Here is a 16,184-nt window from a genome sequence, read left to right on the forward strand (position 1 = left end):
CTCAAAAAGTGTCTTTGACGTATTCAGGACCGACTACTGCCGTCCATTCAGCCAGGCCTCATAATCTGCGGCAGGCATTGGCCGGCCATACAGGTACCCCTGTGCCTGATCGCAGCCTGTCTGCTTGAGAAAGCTGTGCTGCGCTTCGGTTTCCACGCCTTCGGCAATGATTTTGAAGCCCAGGGCATGCCCCAATTCCACGATGGTTTTGGTGATCGCCACATCGCGCGAATCGTTGGGTAGATCGGAAATAAAGCTGCGATCGATTTTCAGGTGGTCAATGGGCAAGAGCTTGAGGTACGCCAGCGAGGAATAGCCTGTACCAAAGTCGTCGATGGAAGTGGTTACGCCAAGGCCTTGCAACGTAGCCAGGACTTCCCTGGAATGTTCGGGGCTTGCCATCATGAGGCTTTCAGTGACTTCTACCTCCAGCACATGCGCGGGCAAGTCGAAGGCTCGCAAGGCACTTTTGAGGGTTTCGACGAAATCGCTGCGGTCGATTTGCAGAGGCGCCACATTGATGGCGATAACACCGTGCACTATCTGCAGATCAGCCCAGCGCCTGATATCCCTGCAGACCATTTCGATCACTTGCTCGCCGATCTGGATGATCAAACCGGTGTTTTCCGCCAAAGGTATGAATTCGCCCGGGAAAATCAGGCCCTGTAAAGGATCGCGCCAGCGAACGAGCGCCTCGGCGCCTGCAACTGTATTGTCCAGCAGGTTGATTTTTGGCTGATACCACACTTCAAATTCATGGTTAAGCACTGCACGCCTCAGGAAGCGCTCGCCATTGAGTCTTTCCTGGGCACGCAAGGTCATTTCAGGCTGGTAAAAACGGTAGTCGTTGCGTCCTCCTTCCTTCGCGCCGTACATGGCCGTATCCGCTTGCCTGAGTAATTGCTCAGGCGTCTCGGCGTCGTGGGGCGCCACTGATATGCCGATGCTTGCCGTCACCAAGGTGGAAGTGCCTTTTAAATCGAAGGGTTCCTGAAGTGATACCAGGAGTTTTTTCGCAACGATGATGGCGTCGGTGGGGTGGGCAAGATTGTTCAGTATCAGCGCAAATTCATCACCTCCCAGCCGGGACACCGTATCTTCGGAACGCACGCACGCCAGGAACCTCGACGATGCCTGTTGCAGAAGCAGGTCACCAAGGAGTGCCCCAGGCTGTCATTCACTGTTTTAAAACCATCAAGATCCAGCACCACCACTGCCAGGAACTGGTTATAGCTCAGCGACAGATCGAGGGAATGCTGCAGCCGTTCATTGAACAAGGCTCGATTGGGCAGGGCGGTCACCGGGTCGTAATGGGACATTCGCTCCAGATCGGATTGCGATTGGTTGATCGCTGAAATGTCCGAAAACACCGCAACGTAGTTATTGACGTTGCCATCGTCATTGTAAACAGCGTTGATGGTCAGCCATTCCGGATAAAGCTCGCCGTTTTTTCGCCGATTCCACAGTTCGCCGCGCCACAAACCGGTGGTCTTCAGGCTTTTGAGAATCTGCCGGTAAAAGGCGTTATCTTGCTTGTCAGTGATGAGTATGTTCGGCTTCAAGCCTATGGACTCCTCGGCACTGAAGCCTGAAATCTTCATGTAGGCTGCGTTGACCGAGAGTATGTGTCCGCGTGCATTGGTGATGATCACACCGTCAGCGGTGTTATCCAGAACGATTCCCGCAAGACGCAACTGTTCGGTGCGTTGTTTGATTTCGGTGATGTCGGTGGAAATCCCCAGCACCCCTGAAGCCTGCCCACTTGGCCCTTTCAAAATGCACTTGGTCGTCAGGTAGGTGCGCGTCATACCCTGTTTTTTGACCTGATCCTCAAATCGTAAACTGCCGCCGCTCGAAATCACGTGTTGGTCGTTTTCGCGCAGGGTTTTGGCCTCGGTAAAGGGCAGATAACTTTCGCGGGTTTTGCCCTCCATTTCCTCGAAAGTAAGACCAGCAGCTTGTTCGAACATGCGGTTGCACAGTCGAAGTTTGCCCTCCGTGTCGTAGACGTAAATGAGTGATGGGGCGTTGTCGACGATGTCGAGCAGCAGGGCTTTCTGCGTCCGCCGTTCTTCAACCTCGTGGGCTAATTGAGCATGGCGTTGGCGAACAAGCAGATGGCTCTTGCTCAGTTGCGCGGCGAAAAAGGTGAACAAGCCGGTGCAGGTGAGGGCCACCAGAAACAGCGGCGATTTGAACAGGGAACTCGCCGGCCAGCCCTGCTGCGGCAGCGCCGCGAGCTCCCATTGGCCACCTGGAACATCAACTACCGTGGTGACTGCGTCCCCCTCGAATATTTCAGGCGCACCGTAGATCATCCCGCCGCTTGCACCTGTTGCATCTTCTCCGCGAAGGGCCAGTTGCAAGTTTTTATTGGCAACGATACCGCTGGCAGTGAGCAGTTGAAGCACGTCTGCGACGACTGAAGCATTGCCCCAGTAAGTGTCTTCGCCGCCAGAGTGGCTGATGAAAACGGGTCGACGATGGATGAATGCCAGGCCACCCTGAACCAAATGCACGGGCCCAGCCAAAAGCGCTTCTTTTGTTCGCGAGATCGTTCGATCGCCCGGTATTGCTCAGGAAGCTTGCGATAGTCCAGCCCCAGGACTTTGCGGTTTCCTTCCAGCGGAAAGATATTGCGCACGACGTCGTCAGGCGCCAGCGCGATGTGGCGAATATGCGGCTGGGATGAAATCGCCTGCCGGGCCATTCCGTCGAAATGAGCAGACGAAATTTCACCATCTACTCTCACCAGCTGGCCGATGCCTTCAGTCACATCAAACGTTGAACGCACTTCGCTCTCAAGGTGCGCCCTGATATTGGCCAGCGTGGAAATCAACTGGGCTCTCGCTGCCTGGGATTCTTCTCGTGAATCCAGGGTCCCGAGGGTGACGGAGAGGACGACGCCGGTCAGGAAAATGCTGCCTGGCAGTGCGAATGTCCGCCACGATCGTGGTTGGGCCGTAACCGGGTTATCACTTGTGTCGCTCGCCGTGCCAGCTCGGGTTCTTCTCAAAGCGTCAATCCCTGAAAGTCATCATTGAAATCGAACGGCGTAAACCGGTGGCGATTTTGCATATCGATGTTGGATGAATTTGACTCTTCAGTGGTTCCACTGATCCGACGACCGCCGCTTATTGAAATCCATACCATTGGCCGACACAATCTCTTCTTGATCCGGCTACGGCCCGGATACCCGTGCAAGAAGGAACCGCAGTTGAACCAACATACACTGTCCATGCGCCTGGAGCGCGTGGCTGCGCACGTGCCAGCCGGCGCACGGCTGGCCGATATCGGCTCGGATCACGGCTACCTGCCGGTGGCCTTGATGCGCCGTGGCGTGATTGCGGCCGCGGTCGCGGGTGAGGTGGCGCTGACGCCGTTCCGCTCGGCCGAACGCACCGTTCGCGAAAACGACCTGCACGATCACATCACGGTTCGCCAGGCCAATGGTCTGGCGGCGATCAAACCCGACGATGGCATCACCGTGATCACCGTCTGCGGCATGGGCGGCGAGACCATCCGCGACATCCTCGCCAGCGGTAAAGCCCACCTGAGCGGCACCGAACGCCTGATCCTGCAACCCAACGGCGGCGAGCAACCGCTGCGCCAATGGCTGATGGATAACGGCTACCGCATCCTCTGCGAGGAGCTGCTGCAGGAAAACCGCTTCTATTACGAAATCATCGTGGCCGAGCGCGATGCACCGGTACGGTATTCTGCCCAGGAGCTGTACTTCGGCCCGCTGCAGATGCAGGCCCGCAGCCCGTTGTTCCTGGCCAAGTGGCAGCGTCTGCTGCAGCAAAAGCACAAGACCCTGGGCAGCTTCGCCATGGCGCGCAAGGGCGTCGCGGAGCAGAAGGTGCAAGACCTGGCCCGTCAGGCCCGGTGGATCACCGCGTTGCTGGGGTGAGCCAGGCGGGTGAAAAACAATCACCCCCCGCAGACTTTTTCGCTTACCCGGGTTGTCCAACCCTGAGACTGCCGTCACGGCTTTCCCAAACCAGATAGCTGGCCTCAGCTAAGGACAGATGATGACCTTTCTAATATTTCTCATAGCCTGCGGTGCTGCGGCGAGCACCGGGATCATTTTCAAACCCGGGCAATGGTACGAAGAACTCAACAAACCCAGCTTCACCCCGCCCAAATGGCTGTTTCCTGTGGCCTGGTCGATTATCTATCTGTTGCTCGCCTGGGCGGGGTATCGCTTGAGCCTGATGCCCGGAAGCCAGGTTGTGCTGGCCCTGTGGGCGGCACAAATTGCCCTGAATACGCTTTGGACTCCGGTGTTCTTTGGCGCCCACCGGATCTTCGCCGGGATGGTGATCATCTCGCTGCTGTGGCTGGTGGTCGCGGCGATGGTCGTGCTGGCCTTGCGCCTGGACCTGGTCACCGGCTTGATTCTGTTTCCGTATCTCATCTGGCTGTGCGTAGCCAGTGCGCTGAACTTTTCGATACTGCGCCACAACTGAGTGCCTGTTTCAGCGATGAATCGTTACGCTAACCGTAACGGTTCGTCGCTGTGCTTGATTGATGCTCCCCCGCAACACTCCTAAGGTGAGACCACGACAGCGAACCTCTGGAGTGGTCATGACAACAACAATATCCCCCGACCCGCGATGGACGCGGCGGCGCAGCGAGAAGCAGCGGCGTCTGGAACTGGTCAAGGATTTAGCCGACGGCGCGGTGCTGCCCACCGGGAAGATCGTCCAAGCCCTGCAAGCGTTGATCCTGCCCGGCGATCGCGTGGTGCTGGAGGGCAACAACCAGAAGCAGGCGGATTTCCTCTCCCGCTCGCTCGCTAAAGCCGATCCTGAAAAGCTCCACGACCTGCACATGATCATGCCCAGCGTCGGACGCTCGGAGCACCTCGATCTGTTTGAACGCGGCATCGCCCGTAAGCTCGACTTCTCCTTCGCCGGCACCCAAAGCCTGCGCATCAGCCAGTTGCTTGAAGACGGCTTGCTGGAAATCGGCGCGATCCACACCTACATCGAACTCTACGCACGGCTGGTAGTGGACCTGACCCCCAACGTCGTGCTCTCGGCCGGTTTCATGGCCGACCGTGCCGGCAATATCTACACCGGGCCCAGCACTGAAGACACGCCCGCCCTGATCGAACCGGCCGCGTTCAGCGACGGCATCGTCATCGTCCAGGTCAACCAATTGGTCGACGACGTCAGCGAATTACCGCGCGTGGATATTCCGGCCTCATGGGTGGATTTCGTCGTGGTTGCCGACAAGCCGTTCTATATCGAGCCGCTGTTCACCCGCGACCCGCGCCACATCAAGCCTGTGCACGTGCTGATGGCGATGATGGCGATTCGCGGTATCTACGAAAAACACAACGTGCAGTCGCTCAATCACGGCATCGGTTTCAACACCGCCGCCATTGAACTGATCCTGCCAACTTACGGCGAATCCCTCGGCCTCAAAGGCAAGATCTGCCGCAACTGGACGCTCAACCCGCACCCGACGCTGATCCCGGCGATCGAGAGCGGCTGGGTCGAAAGCGTGCATTGCTTCGGCACCGAGTTGGGCATGGAAAACTACATCGCCGCCCGGCCGGACGTGTTTTTCACCGGCCGCGACGGCTCGTTGCGTTCCAACCGGATGTTCTGCCAACTGGCCGGGCAATACGCGGTGGATCTGTTTATCGGCGCGACCCTGCAGGTGGATGGTGACGGGCATTCCTCGACCGTGACTCGTGGGCGTTTGGCCGGGTTCGGTGGTGCGCCGAACATGGGCCACGACCCGCGCGGTCGCCGTCACGACACCCCGGCCTGGCTCGACATGCGTCACGACGACTCGCAGCAGCCGATGCTCGAACGCGGCAAAAAACTCGTGGTGCAAATGGTCGAGACGTTCCAGGAGGGCGGCAAACCGACCTTCGTCGAAACCCTCGACGCCGTCGACGTGGCGAAGAAAAGCGGCATGCCGCTGGCGCCGATCATGATCTACGGCGACGACGTCACCCACTTGCTCACCGAAGAAGGCATCGCCTACCTGTACAAGGCGCGTTCGCTGGAAGAGCGCCAGGCAATGATCGCCGCGGTCGCGGGAGTGACTGCCATCGGCCTGCGCCACAACCCGAAAGACACCGAACGCATGCGCCGCGAAGGCCTGATCGCCTTGCCCGAAGACCTCGGTATCCGCCGCACCGACGCCACCCGCGAGCTGCTTGCAGCAAAAAGCGTGGCCGATCTGGTCGAGTGGTCCGGCGGTTTGTACAACCCGCCCGCCAAATTCAGGAGCTGGTAATGCACGCATTCAACCTGCAAGCGAAACCGCTGTCCCTGGCTGATCGATTGGCCGACCTGGCCGTCGAGGCGTTGATCGATGAAGCGGACCTGTCGCCCAAACCCGCTCTGGTCGACCGTCGCGGTAACGGCGCGCACACCGATTTGCACCTGGGGCTGATGCACGCCTCGGCGCTGACCCTGTGGCCGGCCTTCAAGGAAATGGCCGAAGCCGCCATCGAATTCGGCGAAGTGGGCCTGCCCCTGCGCGAAGCGATTGGGCGCATTGGCCGGGACGGCGAGCGAGCGATGCTCGCCACCACAGGCGGAATCAATACTCATCGAGGCGGCATTTGGGCCTTGGGATTGCTGGTCACCTCCGCAGCACTCGCACCGCAATCCCGGGCGGCCCATGCGGTGGCGGCACGTGCGGCGCGGCTGGCGCTGCTGGAGGACGGTGATGCACCGCGTGTGCTCAGCCACGGCGCCCAGGTGGCGCAACGTTACGGTGCTCGCGGTGCGCGGGAAGAGGCACAGGCGGGTTTCCCGGCGGTGATCCAGCGGGCTTTGCCGCAGCTGCAGCGCAGTCGCGACGCCGGCCATGGTGAGCAGAATGCTCGGCTCGACGCGTTGCTGGCGATCATGGCGCAGTTGGCCGATACCTGCGTGCTCTATCGTGCCGGCGAACCGGGTTTACACGCCATGCAGCAGGGCGCTCGGGCGGTGCTCGACGCTGGTGGCAGCGCCAGTCTTGCCGGGCGTCGCCGTCTGCACGAACTCGACCAACAACTCATCGCATTGAATGCCTCGCCCGGCGGCGCCGCGGACTTGCTCGCAGCCTGCCTGCTGCTCGACCGTATCGAATCTGGCGACGGCATGATTCAGGGAGCGTTCTGATGGAAACCTTATCGTTTGAATTCCCCGCCGGGCAGCCGCCTCGCGGCCGTACCCTGGTGGGCTGTGTCGGCTCCGGGGACCTTGAAGTGCTGATTGAACCGGGTCAGGCCGGCAAACTGACCATCGCCGTGCAGACCTCGGTCAATGGCAGTGAACAGCGTTGGCAGCACCTGTTTGCCCGGATGTTCGAGGGGCAGGCTTACCCGGCAATGGCCATCGAAATACATGATTTCGGCGCCACCCCCGGCGTGGTGCGCTTGCGCCTGGAACAGGGCTTCGAGGAGATCGGCCATGACTGACTTAACCACGTTGGCCAACTCATGCAGCCTGGTCGAACTGGGTGCCCGGCAAAGGGCGCAAGCTTTGCTCGATACCGGCACGTTTCGCGAGTTGCTCGACCCGTTCCAGCGAGTCATGTCGCCGTGGCTGGCGCGCCAGGGTGTGGTGCCTCAGGCCGATGACGGCGTGGTCATCGCCAAGGGCCTTCTGAACGGTTTGCCAGTGGTGATTGCCGCCATCGAGGGGGCTTTCCAGGGCGGCAGCCTGGGTGAAGTCGGCGGCGCAAAAATGGCCGGCGCCCTGGAGCTGGCCGCAGAGGACAACCGCAAAGGGGTGCCGACCCGCGCCGTGTTGCTCCTGGAAACCGGCGGTGTGAGGCTTCAGGAAGCCAACCTGGGCCTGGCGGCGATTGCCGACATCCACGCGGCGATTGTCGATCTTCAGCAGTACCAGCCGGTGGTGGGCGTGGTGGCGGGCAGTGTCGGCTGTTTTGGCGGCATGTCGATCGCGGCCGGGTTGTGCAGTTATCTGGTGGTCACGCGCGAAGCGCGTCTGGGCTTGAACGGCCCGCAAGTGATCGAGCAGGAAGCCGGACTTGAGGAATACGATTCCCGCGATCGGCCCTTCATCTGGAGCCTCACCGGTGGCGAACAACGTTTCGCCAGCGGCCTGGTGGACCGCTATGTCGCCGACGACGTGGTGCAGATCCAGCAGCACATCAGTGAACTACTCCAACAGGGTTTGCCGACCCGGCGGCGCAGCCAGCAGGCGGCGCTGTTCCTGCATCGTCTGGCGCAACTGGACACCGAACCGCAAATCGAGCCGGCAACGGTTCGCGACCTGTACCGAGGAGAGCGCTCATGAGTTCGTATTCCCTACGCGGCCTGCATTGGTTCGAAGCCTTGAGTGCAGGCGCAAAAATGCTTGAGGGTCTGCCGCCATCGTTGCGAGTTGCAGACGCGGAGCTGGGTGGTAAGGCCGCGCGCTTTATCGCAGTAGTGGCCGATCCGCACAACCGCTTTCCCCGGGCTCGTAACGGCGAAGTTGGGCTGCTGGAGGGTTGGGGCCTGGCGATTGCCGTGGATGAAGTGATCGCGGCCGATCAGGGTAAACCTTGCAAACGCGCGGTGATCGCCATTGTCGATGTCCCAAGCCAGGCCTATGGCCGGCGCGAAGAGGCGCTGGGCATTCACCAGGCATTGGCCGGGGCGGCGGACAGCTACGCCCGCGCCCGTCTGGCCGGTCATGCGGTGATTGGCTTGCTGGTGGGCAAGGCCATGTCCGGGGCTTTTCTGGCCCACGGCTATCAGGCCAACCGCTTGATTGCCCTGCGTGATCCAGGCGTGATGGTGCATGCGATGGGCAAGGCTTCGGCCGCCCGGGTGACACTTCGCAGCGTCGAAGAGCTGGAAACCCTGGCCGCCAGTGTGCCGCCCATGGCGTATGACATCGACAGCTACGCCAGCCTCGGTCTTTGTGGGAAACCCTGTCGGTGGAGCAGATCGAGCGGCCCACCGCCAACGACGTTGCGCGGGTGACGGAATGCCTGGGTCTGGCGGTTGCCGATGTGGCTGGCGGCAGTCGCGACCTGAGCAGTCGTCTGGGTGCGACTAACCGTGAGGCTTCGAGCAAGGTTCGCCAGTTGCTGAGGGCTCAGTGGTGAACGTGTACCTGGCCCACGATCTGCTCTGGGGCATGACTGTGCAGCAGCTGCCGGCAGACGCGCCTGAGTGGGTGTTCGATGCGATCCGCGCAGGGCACCCGGTGGTGGTGCGGCGAGCGCTGGGTGCCGCGGGTGAAATACCGGTCGGGGTGCGTGGGCGTTTGCGTGAACACCGCTTTGCCGCGGTCATGCGGGTTGATTCGGTTCGCCAGCGGGTGCAGCCCGAATCGCTGTGTCATGTTTCGAGCGAACGCGACCTGCCAGCGCTGCATGCCCTGAAGCACCTGCGGCCAATGCTTGATGACTGCGGTTGGGTCTGGGGTGTGAGCGGCAGCGCCGGGTTCGAACTGGCCAGCGCCGGGTTTGAACTGGCCAGCGCCAAGTTCCATCTCGCCAGCGCACCGCTGGCCTTGCACCCGCACAGTGACCTGGACTTGATCCTGCGCACCCCCGAGCCGTTGCCTCGGCTCCAGGCCCGGGAGCTGTTGAAGATTCTGGATAGCGCAGCATGCCCGGTGGATATGCAGTTGCAGACCCCCTTGGGCGCGGTGGCATTGCGTGAATGGGCTGGGCGCTCGGACCGGGTGTTGCTCAAGCAGGCCTGTGGTGCTTGCCTGACCGCAGATCCATGGAACCTGCGGGAGCAGGCAGCGTGAGCAGTTTGCTGGTGTTTCCGGGGCAGGGCGCCCAGCAGCCGGGGATGCTCCAGCGGCTGCCCCGCGAGACTGTGCTCGAAGCGAGTGCAGTGCTCGGCGAAGATGTCCTGCTGCTGGATTCAGTGCAGGCCCTGGAGTCGACGCGGGCGGTGCAACTGTGCTTGCTGATCGCTGCAGTTGCCGCCTCGCGCCAGTTGGCGACAGCGCCCGATTACGTGGCCGGCTTGTCCATTGGCGCCTATCCCGCTGCAGTTGTGGCCGGTGCCTTGAGCTTTGCCGATGCACTGCATCTGGTCAGCCTGCGCGGTGAACTGATGCAACAGGCCTACCCGGCCGGTTACGGCATGACCGCCATCATCGGGCTCGATCTGGCGCGGGTAGAAACCCTGTTAGCCCAGGTTCACGGAGCCGACTCGCCGGTGTATCTGGCCAATATCAACGCCGACAATCAGGTGGTGATTGCCGGCAGTGACGAGGCCATGCAAGCGGTGGCGGAACTGGCGAAGGCTCACGGGGCGGGCCTGGTCAAGCGTCTGGCAGTCAGCGTTCCTTCCCATTGCCCGCTGCTCGACAGGCCTGCGGCAACCCTGGCTGAAGCCTTTGCCAAGGTGCAATTGAACGCCCCGAAAACCAGCTATCTCAGTGGCAGTCGCGCACGGCCAATCATCAACACCGAAGCCTTGCGCGACGACCTCGCCTTGAACATGTGCCGCGTGGTGGACTGGCGCGGCACCGTGCAAAGTGCCTACGAGCGCGGCGTACGGCTACAGATCGAATTGCCGCCCGGTGCCGTACTGACCGGGCTGGCGCGCCGGGTGTTCGACTCGGGCACGGTCACTGCCTTCGACAGTGCTCGCCTCGACACCTTGCAGGCGCTGTTGCGTGAGGAGGGAAACCGCCAACCCTAGACCACGCTCAGGCCTTCGAACAACAAAAACAACATTCGACGATGCACATTGAGGAACTACAACAATGATTATTTACGGTGTGGCGTTGCTGGCGATCTGTACGCTGGCAGGGGTGATCATGGGTGACATGCTCGGCGTATTGCTGGGAGTGAAGTCCAACGTGGGTGGTGTGGGGATCGCGATGATCCTGTTGATCTGCGCACGTTTGTGGATGCAGAAGCGCGGCGGCATGACCAAGGATTGCGAGATGGGCGTCGGCTTCTGGGGCGCGATGTACATTCCGGTGGTGGTGGCAATGGCAGCCCAACAGAACGTCGTCGCGGCGCTGCACGGTGGCCCGGTGGCGGTGCTGGCGGCGATCGGTTCGGTGTTGATCTGCGGCGCAACCATTGCCTTGATCAGCCGGACTCATAAAGGTGAGCCCTTGCCCGACGAGCCTGAGGCCCTGAGCCCGGTCGGCACGCCAGTAGGAGGCCGCTGATATGTGGGACCTCATCGAGAAAGGCCTTGAGCATAACGGACTGATCACCGCCTTTGCGTTTGTTGGCGTGATCATGTGGGTGTCGGTGGTGTTGTCCAGGCGCCTGACGTTTGGGCGGATCCATGGTTCGGCGATTGCCATCGTCATCGGGCTGGTACTGGCGTGGGTCGGAGGCACCCTCACAGGCGGGCAGAAAGGCCTGGCGGATCTGACGTTGTTCTCAGGTATCGGCCTGATGGGCGGGGCGATGTTGCGTGACTTTGCGATTGTGGCCACGGCGTTTGAAGTGCAGGCGACCGAGGCGAAGAAGGCCGGGCTGATCGGGGTGATTGCGTTGTTGCTGGGCACGATTCTGCCGTTCATTGTCGGCGCGTGCATGGCCTGGGCATTTGGTTATCGCGATGCGGTGAGCATGACCACTATTGGCGCGGGCGCGGTGACTTACATCGTCGGGCCGGTCACCGGCGCGGCCATTGGGGCAAGCTCGGATGTGGTGGCGCTGTCGATTGCCACCGGCCTGATCAAGGCGATCCTGGTGATGGTCGGCACCCCCATGGCAGCGCGCTGGATGGGCCTGGATAATCCGCGCTCAGCCATGGTCTTCGGCGGGTTGGCCGGCACAGTCAGCGGTGTGACGGCTGGATTGGCTGCGACTGATCGGCGGCTGGTGCCTTATGGGGCGCTGACGGCGACTTTCCACACCGGGCTTGGGTGCCTGCTTGGGCCTTCGTTGCTGTACTTCATCGTTCGGGGGATTGTCGGTTAACCCGCTCTGACGCCATCGCGGGCAAGCCTTGCTCCCACAGAAGTAAAGTGCAACTCATGTGGTAGCAAAGCTTGCTCGCGATTGATTCACCCCGGTGTCAAGCCTGCCGATTGGCATACATCCGACACTCTGCCAGCAACGCCAGCAAATTCGGGTCGCGTTCCTTGGCCTTCAGGAACACCACCCCGATGTGCTGCTGCAACCGATACCGCGCCTGCAACGGAATCAACTTCACCCGATTCTCATACACCGCTGCAATCCTTCCCGGCAGCAACGCATAGCCCACCCCGGAACTGACCATGCTCAGCAGGGTGAAAATGTCATTCACCTGCATCGCCACTTTCGGTTCGAACCCCGCCTGCTTGAACACCCGCACACCATCCTGATGGGTGGCAAAGCCTTGGGTCAGGGTGATGAACGTTTCATCACGCACTTCCGCCAAATCCACTTCACTGCGCTGGGCGAACTTTGAATCTGCCGGTGTGGCGAGAAAGATGTCATCGGAAAACAGCGCAATCTGCTCGCAATCCGGGTCGTTGATGCTGTCGTCCAGCGACACGAGGATTGCGTCGACTTCCATGTTTTTCAGCTTGTAGAGCAGGTCGATGTTCGAGCCGAGGATCAGGTCGATATTGAGTTCACTGCGGCGAATTTTCAGGCCCATGATCAGTTGCGGCACGGTTTTCACAGTTAGCGAATACAGAGATCCGAGTTTGAAACGTTCAGCGGAGAACCCGGCGGCTTCGCGGGTCAGGCGCACGCTTTCGACCACGTCATTGATCAGTTTCTGCGCGCGTTCTTCAAGTACGTAAGCGCTTTCCAGCGGCGTCAGGTTGCGACCTTCGTGTTTGAACAGCGGGCAGCGCAGGGCGCTTTCCAGCGAGTGAATGGCGCGGTGCACGCTGACGTTGCTGGTCTGCAACTCGGCAGCGGCGCGGGCGAGGTTGCCCGTGCGCATGAAAGCCAGGAACACCTCGAGTTTTTTCAGGGTTAGCTCTTCATCGATCAGCATGGGGGAGACTCTTGTTGGAAGAGCTCGATTGTGCCGAATTTTCGGCAGGCCTGGATCAATAAATCCGGGCCTCATCGCGGGCAGGCCTTGTTCCCCAGGCTTAGTATCGAATGGCCAACCCTATCTGCCGGCCACTCCAGGCACGTCCATGTTGATCTTGCGCCATGCAGCTTCGGCAAAGCTGTAGACCGAGAACGCGATCAACCCCAGGGCCATCACCATCAACAGCACAGCGCCGGCCGGTAAGTTCTGCAAGGCATCGAGGGCGTCCTTCATGCCCGGTGGGTCCATGGCCTTGTAGTTGGAACCGCTGATCGCCAACAAAACAGCCATTTCGAGGAACACCACACCCCGGGCGATCAAACCGAAGCGCGAGACGGGGCGGACGTAACGCATGACGTCTTCATCGGCTTCGAAGTACTTCTCGAACGTGGCCTTCCAGCCCTTGATCAGGTGAGCGATGCCCACGCCGAAAGGAATGAGGGCGATCAGGTAGATCAGCAGGTTCGAATGTTCCCAGGACAGCATTTGCGCCAACAGGTCCTTGGTTTGCGAACCGCCATCACCGCCCGAACTCTTGAGGCCACTGACCAGCAGGCCCAGGGCAAAGAAGGCCAACGCCCCGTTGACCAGGCCTCCTGCCAGCAAGCCGGCCCGAATCACCAGCCCCTTGAAGTTGCTGCCGTGATGATCAACGTCGCGCACGGCTTGCAGCACCCGCCAGGCTGCAAAGGCAAAGCAGTCCGGCCACCACCAGGCCGACCAGTACATAACCGAATGGCTGACTCAGCAATGCCTCGAGGCTGCGGTGACTGTCCTTGGGTTTTGTCGAGTCCTGGGCGGCGAGCAGGGCGAAGATGCCAATGATCAAATAGATGACGCCTCGAGCGGCGTAACCGCCCCGTGCAAGGACGACGAGGCTCTGGTGAGCGGACATGGGTGTGATTCCAAAGGAGTGATACAAGAGCAGACCCGTGGAGCGGGAAGGGGTTCGATCCAGCCCGCTGAAGCTGCCAGGCGGCAGCCCTATCGGGTTGTAACGCGGCAGGTACCTGGGGCAGCGTCCAAGGTATGAAGGAATGCTTCAATTTGCCCGGCACCACGCAAGTGCACGACTGGAATCTGCGGTGCTATGGCCAGGCGTACCGCCTCGATGCCGGGGCGATAGCCACGATCGAAATTCCACACGAACTTGAGGAAGGTCAGAAACTCCCGGTCGAGCTTTTCTGAACAGCCGGCGGGGATGTCGGCACGAGGACGGTTCATGACACTGCGCCGAATCACCCGGTTGAAACAGGTGAGGCGCGGCGTGTCGAGCCAGATGATCAGATCCGCCCGAGGCAAGCGCAGGTCAAAGGTACGCCGCGCATAGTTGCCTTCGCACACCCAGGCATCCGTGGCGATCGCCTCCCGTACCCGTTCGCGAAACTGACCGGCATCTGGCTCGACCCAGCCGGGTTCCCAGAACAGCTTGTCCAGGTGCACAACGGGCAAGCTCAACTGTTGGCCTAAAGCGCGGGCCAGAGTGGATTTGCCGCTACCGGCATTGCCCAGAATCACAATCCTTTGCATGGGGGTTTTCCTGTCGAGAAAAAAGCCGGTGATTGTGCAGGTTTTGGGCATTTAATTCTCAACTTCGGTCGTAACCCCTGCTGAAATGGATACCCCCAGCAAGTAGAGCATTCCACCGGCTATCACGAACATCGCGAGCATGTAGAAAATGTAGTGCGCAGGTTGCATTGCCAGAACCATTCCGCAAAGTACCGGCCCGAGTGCTGCGCCGACGTTGCTCAGGTTCTGAGCTGCGTAGTACATGCCCCGCAGGTGACTCGGTGCGATGTTGTCGATGAACATGTACTCCGCCGGGAATACGATGATTTCACCGACGGTGAAAATGGCCATGGAAAGGACCCATAGCAGCAAAGTGGTCGACAGTGCAAAACCTGCCAGCCCCAGGATGAACATGCCCAGGCCCCCTGCCAGCCACAGGTTCAGGTGTCGGTGGCTGATCCGTTTGCCGATGCTGTATTGCAAGCTGATCACCATCAAGGCGTTGGTCGCCACTACCGTACTGATAATCCTGTACGTCTCTTGGGGCGTGGTGGTGACCACCAGGTATTGCGAGAGATACGCGGTGAATTGGCCGAAAACCACGGCACTGAGCAACCCGCCGAAGGTGAAGCACACCAGCCGGTAGTCACGCAGCAACAACTTGCCGACTGCCAGGAATGGCGTCGGCTGCAGGCTCGTCCCGGCCTTCGCCAGGCGCCGGTCACCCCACACGAAGTAGACCAGAGAAAAACCGACGCCCAGTCCCGCCGACAGCAAAAAGGGCAGGCTGATGTCCAGGGCCGCCACCCCGACTCCCAGAAATGGCCCGACGGCGTAGCCGATATTGGTCAGTGTGTACTTGATGGAAAACGCTTCGCTGCGGCGGTCCATGGGGAGCAGGCTGCCAAATCCGGATTTCACTGCGATGTCGATAACGGCATACGCCAGGTTGATCAGCACCAGGCATAGGTAGAACAGCCAGAGGACGGGTGCCAGATACGCACCGAGAAATCCGCCGCTGAACACACCGCAGCATATGAGGATGAGCTGGTAACTGGACATCCTGTCCACCAGGAAGCCGCCATACAGGCTCAGCAGCGAGCCGATGATCAGCGTGCTGCCGATCGCCAGGCCGATATCGGCGACGCTCAAGCTAAAGTGGCCCGACAAGTAAATGACCAGATAGGGCAGGGTAATGGCGCGGGCAAGGGTCAACACCAGTGACGCGCCCAGCAGCAGGTTAATGGAGGAGGGATAGCGTTTAAGCGTGGCCAGCATTCGAGAATCATCATCAATGTGTTGATTTCCAGTTTACTGTTGCCCTGGGTTCTGATTTAGGATGCTTTTTATCGAAGCACATGAACTGAATTCATGAATACAAGGTGCATATGTTTTCCTCCGAACGCTTGAAAGGTATCGATGTATTTGTGTGCGTCGCACAGTTCGGCAGTTTCACGGCGGCTGCGGAGAAAATGAACCTGACGGCCTCGGCCATCAGCAAAGGCATCGCCCGGCTGGAAAAACGCCTGGGGGTGCAACTGTTCCACCGTACAACGAGGCGGCTGTCGCTGACCGACGCAGGCGTCGCATTCCTGCGTACGTGCAAGGGCGTGCTTGCCGATCTCGAAGAGGCTGAGCTGTCACTCCAGAGCGAAAACACCGAGCCTCGCGGCCGTGTGCGCCTTGACCTGCCGGGTGCATTTGGGCGCACCCGGGTGCTGCCGATCCTCTT

Annotated in this window: 16 protein-coding genes and 3 pseudogenes; 12 read left to right on the forward strand and 7 right to left on the reverse strand. The window is 60.4% G+C overall.

What is annotated here, in order from left to right; translation table 11 throughout:
* Positions 1 to 33: 33 nt before the first annotated feature.
* The 3 genes and pseudogenes from JFT80_RS05160 to JFT80_RS05170 all read right to left on the reverse strand — a co-directional run bounded on the left by JFT80_RS05160 (position 34) and on the right by JFT80_RS05170 (position 2,839).
* A complete protein-coding gene (locus tag JFT80_RS05160; protein WP_307833047.1) occupies positions 34 to 876 on the reverse strand; it encodes an EAL domain-containing protein in 843 nt (280 codons plus the stop codon).
* Positions 877 to 897: 21 nt separating this feature from the next.
* Positions 898 to 2,318: pseudogene (locus tag JFT80_RS05165) on the reverse strand (diguanylate cyclase domain-containing protein); the annotation flags it as partial.
* Positions 2,315 to 2,839 (reverse strand): hypothetical protein, encoded by a 525-nt coding sequence (locus JFT80_RS05170; protein ID WP_201147147.1) that lies wholly within the window; start codon positions 2,837 to 2,839, stop codon positions 2,315 to 2,317. The gene JFT80_RS05170 and the pseudogene JFT80_RS05165, both read right to left, overlap by 4 nt.
* A 378-nt stretch (positions 2,840 to 3,217) precedes the next feature.
* Here JFT80_RS05170 and JFT80_RS05175 point away from each other — a divergent pair, with 378 nt between their 5' ends.
* From JFT80_RS05175 to madM, 11 genes and pseudogenes are all read left to right on the forward strand, one after another.
* Entirely contained in the window at positions 3,218 to 3,913 is a 696-nt protein-coding gene (locus JFT80_RS05175) for a tRNA (adenine(22)-N(1))-methyltransferase TrmK (protein ID WP_307833046.1), read from the forward strand.
* Positions 3,914 to 4,034: 121 nt separating this feature from the next.
* Positions 4,035 to 4,472, forward strand: coding sequence for a TspO/MBR family protein (locus JFT80_RS05180; protein ID WP_122840282.1), 438 nt, complete (start codon positions 4,035 to 4,037; stop codon positions 4,470 to 4,472).
* 118 nt (positions 4,473 to 4,590) lie between these two features.
* Positions 4,591 to 6,261 (forward strand): malonate decarboxylase subunit alpha, encoded by a 1,671-nt coding sequence (mdcA, locus tag JFT80_RS05185; RefSeq protein ID WP_201147149.1) that lies wholly within the window; start codon positions 4,591 to 4,593, stop codon positions 6,259 to 6,261.
* The gene (locus tag JFT80_RS05190; protein ID WP_201147150.1) at positions 6,261 to 7,136 is read left to right on the forward strand and encodes a triphosphoribosyl-dephospho-CoA synthase; all 876 of its coding nucleotides are present in this window, start codon (positions 6,261 to 6,263) and stop codon (positions 7,134 to 7,136) included. The genes mdcA and JFT80_RS05190 overlap by 1 nt, the downstream gene beginning before the upstream one ends.
* Positions 7,136 to 7,435: a malonate decarboxylase subunit delta gene (locus JFT80_RS05195; protein ID WP_045059594.1), complete on the forward strand. Its 300-nt coding sequence runs from the start codon at positions 7,136 to 7,138 to the stop codon at positions 7,433 to 7,435. Before JFT80_RS05190 ends, JFT80_RS05195 begins: the two co-directional genes overlap by 1 nt.
* The gene (locus tag JFT80_RS05200; RefSeq protein WP_201147151.1) at positions 7,428 to 8,279 is read left to right on the forward strand and encodes a biotin-independent malonate decarboxylase subunit beta; all 852 of its coding nucleotides are present in this window, start codon (positions 7,428 to 7,430) and stop codon (positions 8,277 to 8,279) included. The genes JFT80_RS05195 and JFT80_RS05200 overlap by 8 nt, the downstream gene beginning before the upstream one ends.
* A pseudogene (mdcE, locus tag JFT80_RS05205) lies at positions 8,276 to 9,078 on the forward strand (biotin-independent malonate decarboxylase subunit gamma). The gene JFT80_RS05200 and the pseudogene mdcE overlap by 4 nt, the downstream one beginning before the upstream one ends.
* A complete protein-coding gene (locus JFT80_RS05210; RefSeq protein ID WP_201147152.1) occupies positions 9,072 to 9,734 on the forward strand; it encodes a malonate decarboxylase holo-ACP synthase in 663 nt (220 codons plus the stop codon). The pseudogene mdcE and the gene JFT80_RS05210 overlap by 7 nt, the downstream one beginning before the upstream one ends.
* Positions 9,731 to 10,642 carry a malonate decarboxylase subunit epsilon gene (gene mdcH, locus JFT80_RS05215; RefSeq protein ID WP_201147153.1) on the forward strand — a complete coding sequence of 304 codons (912 nt, stop codon included), beginning with the start codon at positions 9,731 to 9,733 and terminating at the stop codon, positions 10,640 to 10,642. Before JFT80_RS05210 ends, mdcH begins: the two co-directional genes overlap by 4 nt.
* 64 nt (positions 10,643 to 10,706) lie before the next feature.
* Positions 10,707 to 11,123: a malonate transporter subunit MadL gene (gene madL / locus JFT80_RS05220; protein WP_201147154.1), complete on the forward strand. Its 417-nt coding sequence runs from the start codon at positions 10,707 to 10,709 to the stop codon at positions 11,121 to 11,123.
* 1 nt (position 11,124) lies between these two features.
* Complete coding sequence (gene madM, locus JFT80_RS05225) at positions 11,125 to 11,889, forward strand: malonate transporter subunit MadM (protein ID WP_201147155.1); 765 nt, start codon at positions 11,125 to 11,127, stop codon at positions 11,887 to 11,889.
* 97 nt (positions 11,890 to 11,986) lie between these two features.
* On the opposite strand, the gene JFT80_RS05230 is transcribed toward madM, so the two are convergent.
* The 4 genes and pseudogenes from JFT80_RS05230 to JFT80_RS05245 all read right to left on the reverse strand — a co-directional run bounded on the left by JFT80_RS05230 (position 11,987) and on the right by JFT80_RS05245 (position 15,730).
* The gene (locus JFT80_RS05230; RefSeq protein WP_201147156.1) at positions 11,987 to 12,901 is read right to left on the reverse strand and encodes a LysR substrate-binding domain-containing protein; all 915 of its coding nucleotides are present in this window, start codon (positions 12,899 to 12,901) and stop codon (positions 11,987 to 11,989) included.
* A 120-nt stretch (positions 12,902 to 13,021) separates the two neighbouring features.
* Positions 13,022 to 13,838: pseudogene (locus JFT80_RS05235) on the reverse strand (DUF1206 domain-containing protein).
* 89 nt (positions 13,839 to 13,927) lie between these two features.
* Positions 13,928 to 14,473, reverse strand: coding sequence for an AAA family ATPase (locus JFT80_RS05240; protein WP_201147157.1), 546 nt, complete (start codon positions 14,471 to 14,473; stop codon positions 13,928 to 13,930).
* A 51-nt stretch (positions 14,474 to 14,524) separates the two neighbouring features.
* A complete protein-coding gene (locus JFT80_RS05245; RefSeq protein WP_201147158.1) occupies positions 14,525 to 15,730 on the reverse strand; it encodes an MFS transporter in 1,206 nt (401 codons plus the stop codon).
* Between the two features lie 110 nt (positions 15,731 to 15,840).
* Here JFT80_RS05245 and JFT80_RS05250 point away from each other — a divergent pair.
* Positions 15,841 to 16,184 (forward strand): LysR family transcriptional regulator (locus JFT80_RS05250; RefSeq protein WP_201147159.1); only part of this gene is annotated, 344 nt, incomplete at its 3' end.

The organism is Pseudomonas sp. TH10 (genome assembly GCF_016651255.1).
GTDB lineage: Bacteria > Pseudomonadota > Gammaproteobacteria > Pseudomonadales > Pseudomonadaceae > Aquipseudomonas.

Excerpts from the sequence above, each read along its gene's own strand:
- JFT80_RS05240 (WP_201147157.1), bottom strand. The coding sequence starts at position 14,473 with ATGCAAAGGATTGTGATTCTGGGCAATGCCGGTAGCGGCAAATCCACT.
- madL (WP_201147154.1), top strand. The coding sequence starts at position 10,707 with ATGATTATTTACGGTGTGGCGTTGCTGGCGATCTGTACGCTGGCAGGG.
- JFT80_RS05180 (WP_122840282.1), top strand. The coding sequence starts at position 4,035 with ATGACCTTTCTAATATTTCTCATAGCCTGCGGTGCTGCGGCGAGCACC.
- madM (WP_201147155.1), top strand. The coding sequence starts at position 11,125 with ATGTGGGACCTCATCGAGAAAGGCCTTGAGCATAACGGACTGATCACC.
- mdcA (WP_201147149.1), top strand. The coding sequence starts at position 4,591 with ATGACAACAACAATATCCCCCGACCCGCGATGGACGCGGCGGCGCAGC.
- JFT80_RS05190 (WP_201147150.1), top strand. The coding sequence starts at position 6,261 with ATGCACGCATTCAACCTGCAAGCGAAACCGCTGTCCCTGGCTGATCGA.
- JFT80_RS05160 (WP_307833047.1), bottom strand. The coding sequence starts at position 876 with ATGTACGGCGCGAAGGAAGGAGGACGCAACGACTACCGTTTTTACCAG.
- JFT80_RS05245 (WP_201147158.1), bottom strand. The coding sequence starts at position 15,730 with ATGCTGGCCACGCTTAAACGCTATCCCTCCTCCATTAACCTGCTGCTG.
- JFT80_RS05230 (WP_201147156.1), bottom strand. The coding sequence starts at position 12,901 with ATGCTGATCGATGAAGAGCTAACCCTGAAAAAACTCGAGGTGTTCCTG.
- JFT80_RS05200 (WP_201147151.1), top strand. The coding sequence starts at position 7,428 with ATGACTGACTTAACCACGTTGGCCAACTCATGCAGCCTGGTCGAACTG.
- JFT80_RS05195 (WP_045059594.1), top strand. The coding sequence starts at position 7,136 with ATGGAAACCTTATCGTTTGAATTCCCCGCCGGGCAGCCGCCTCGCGGC.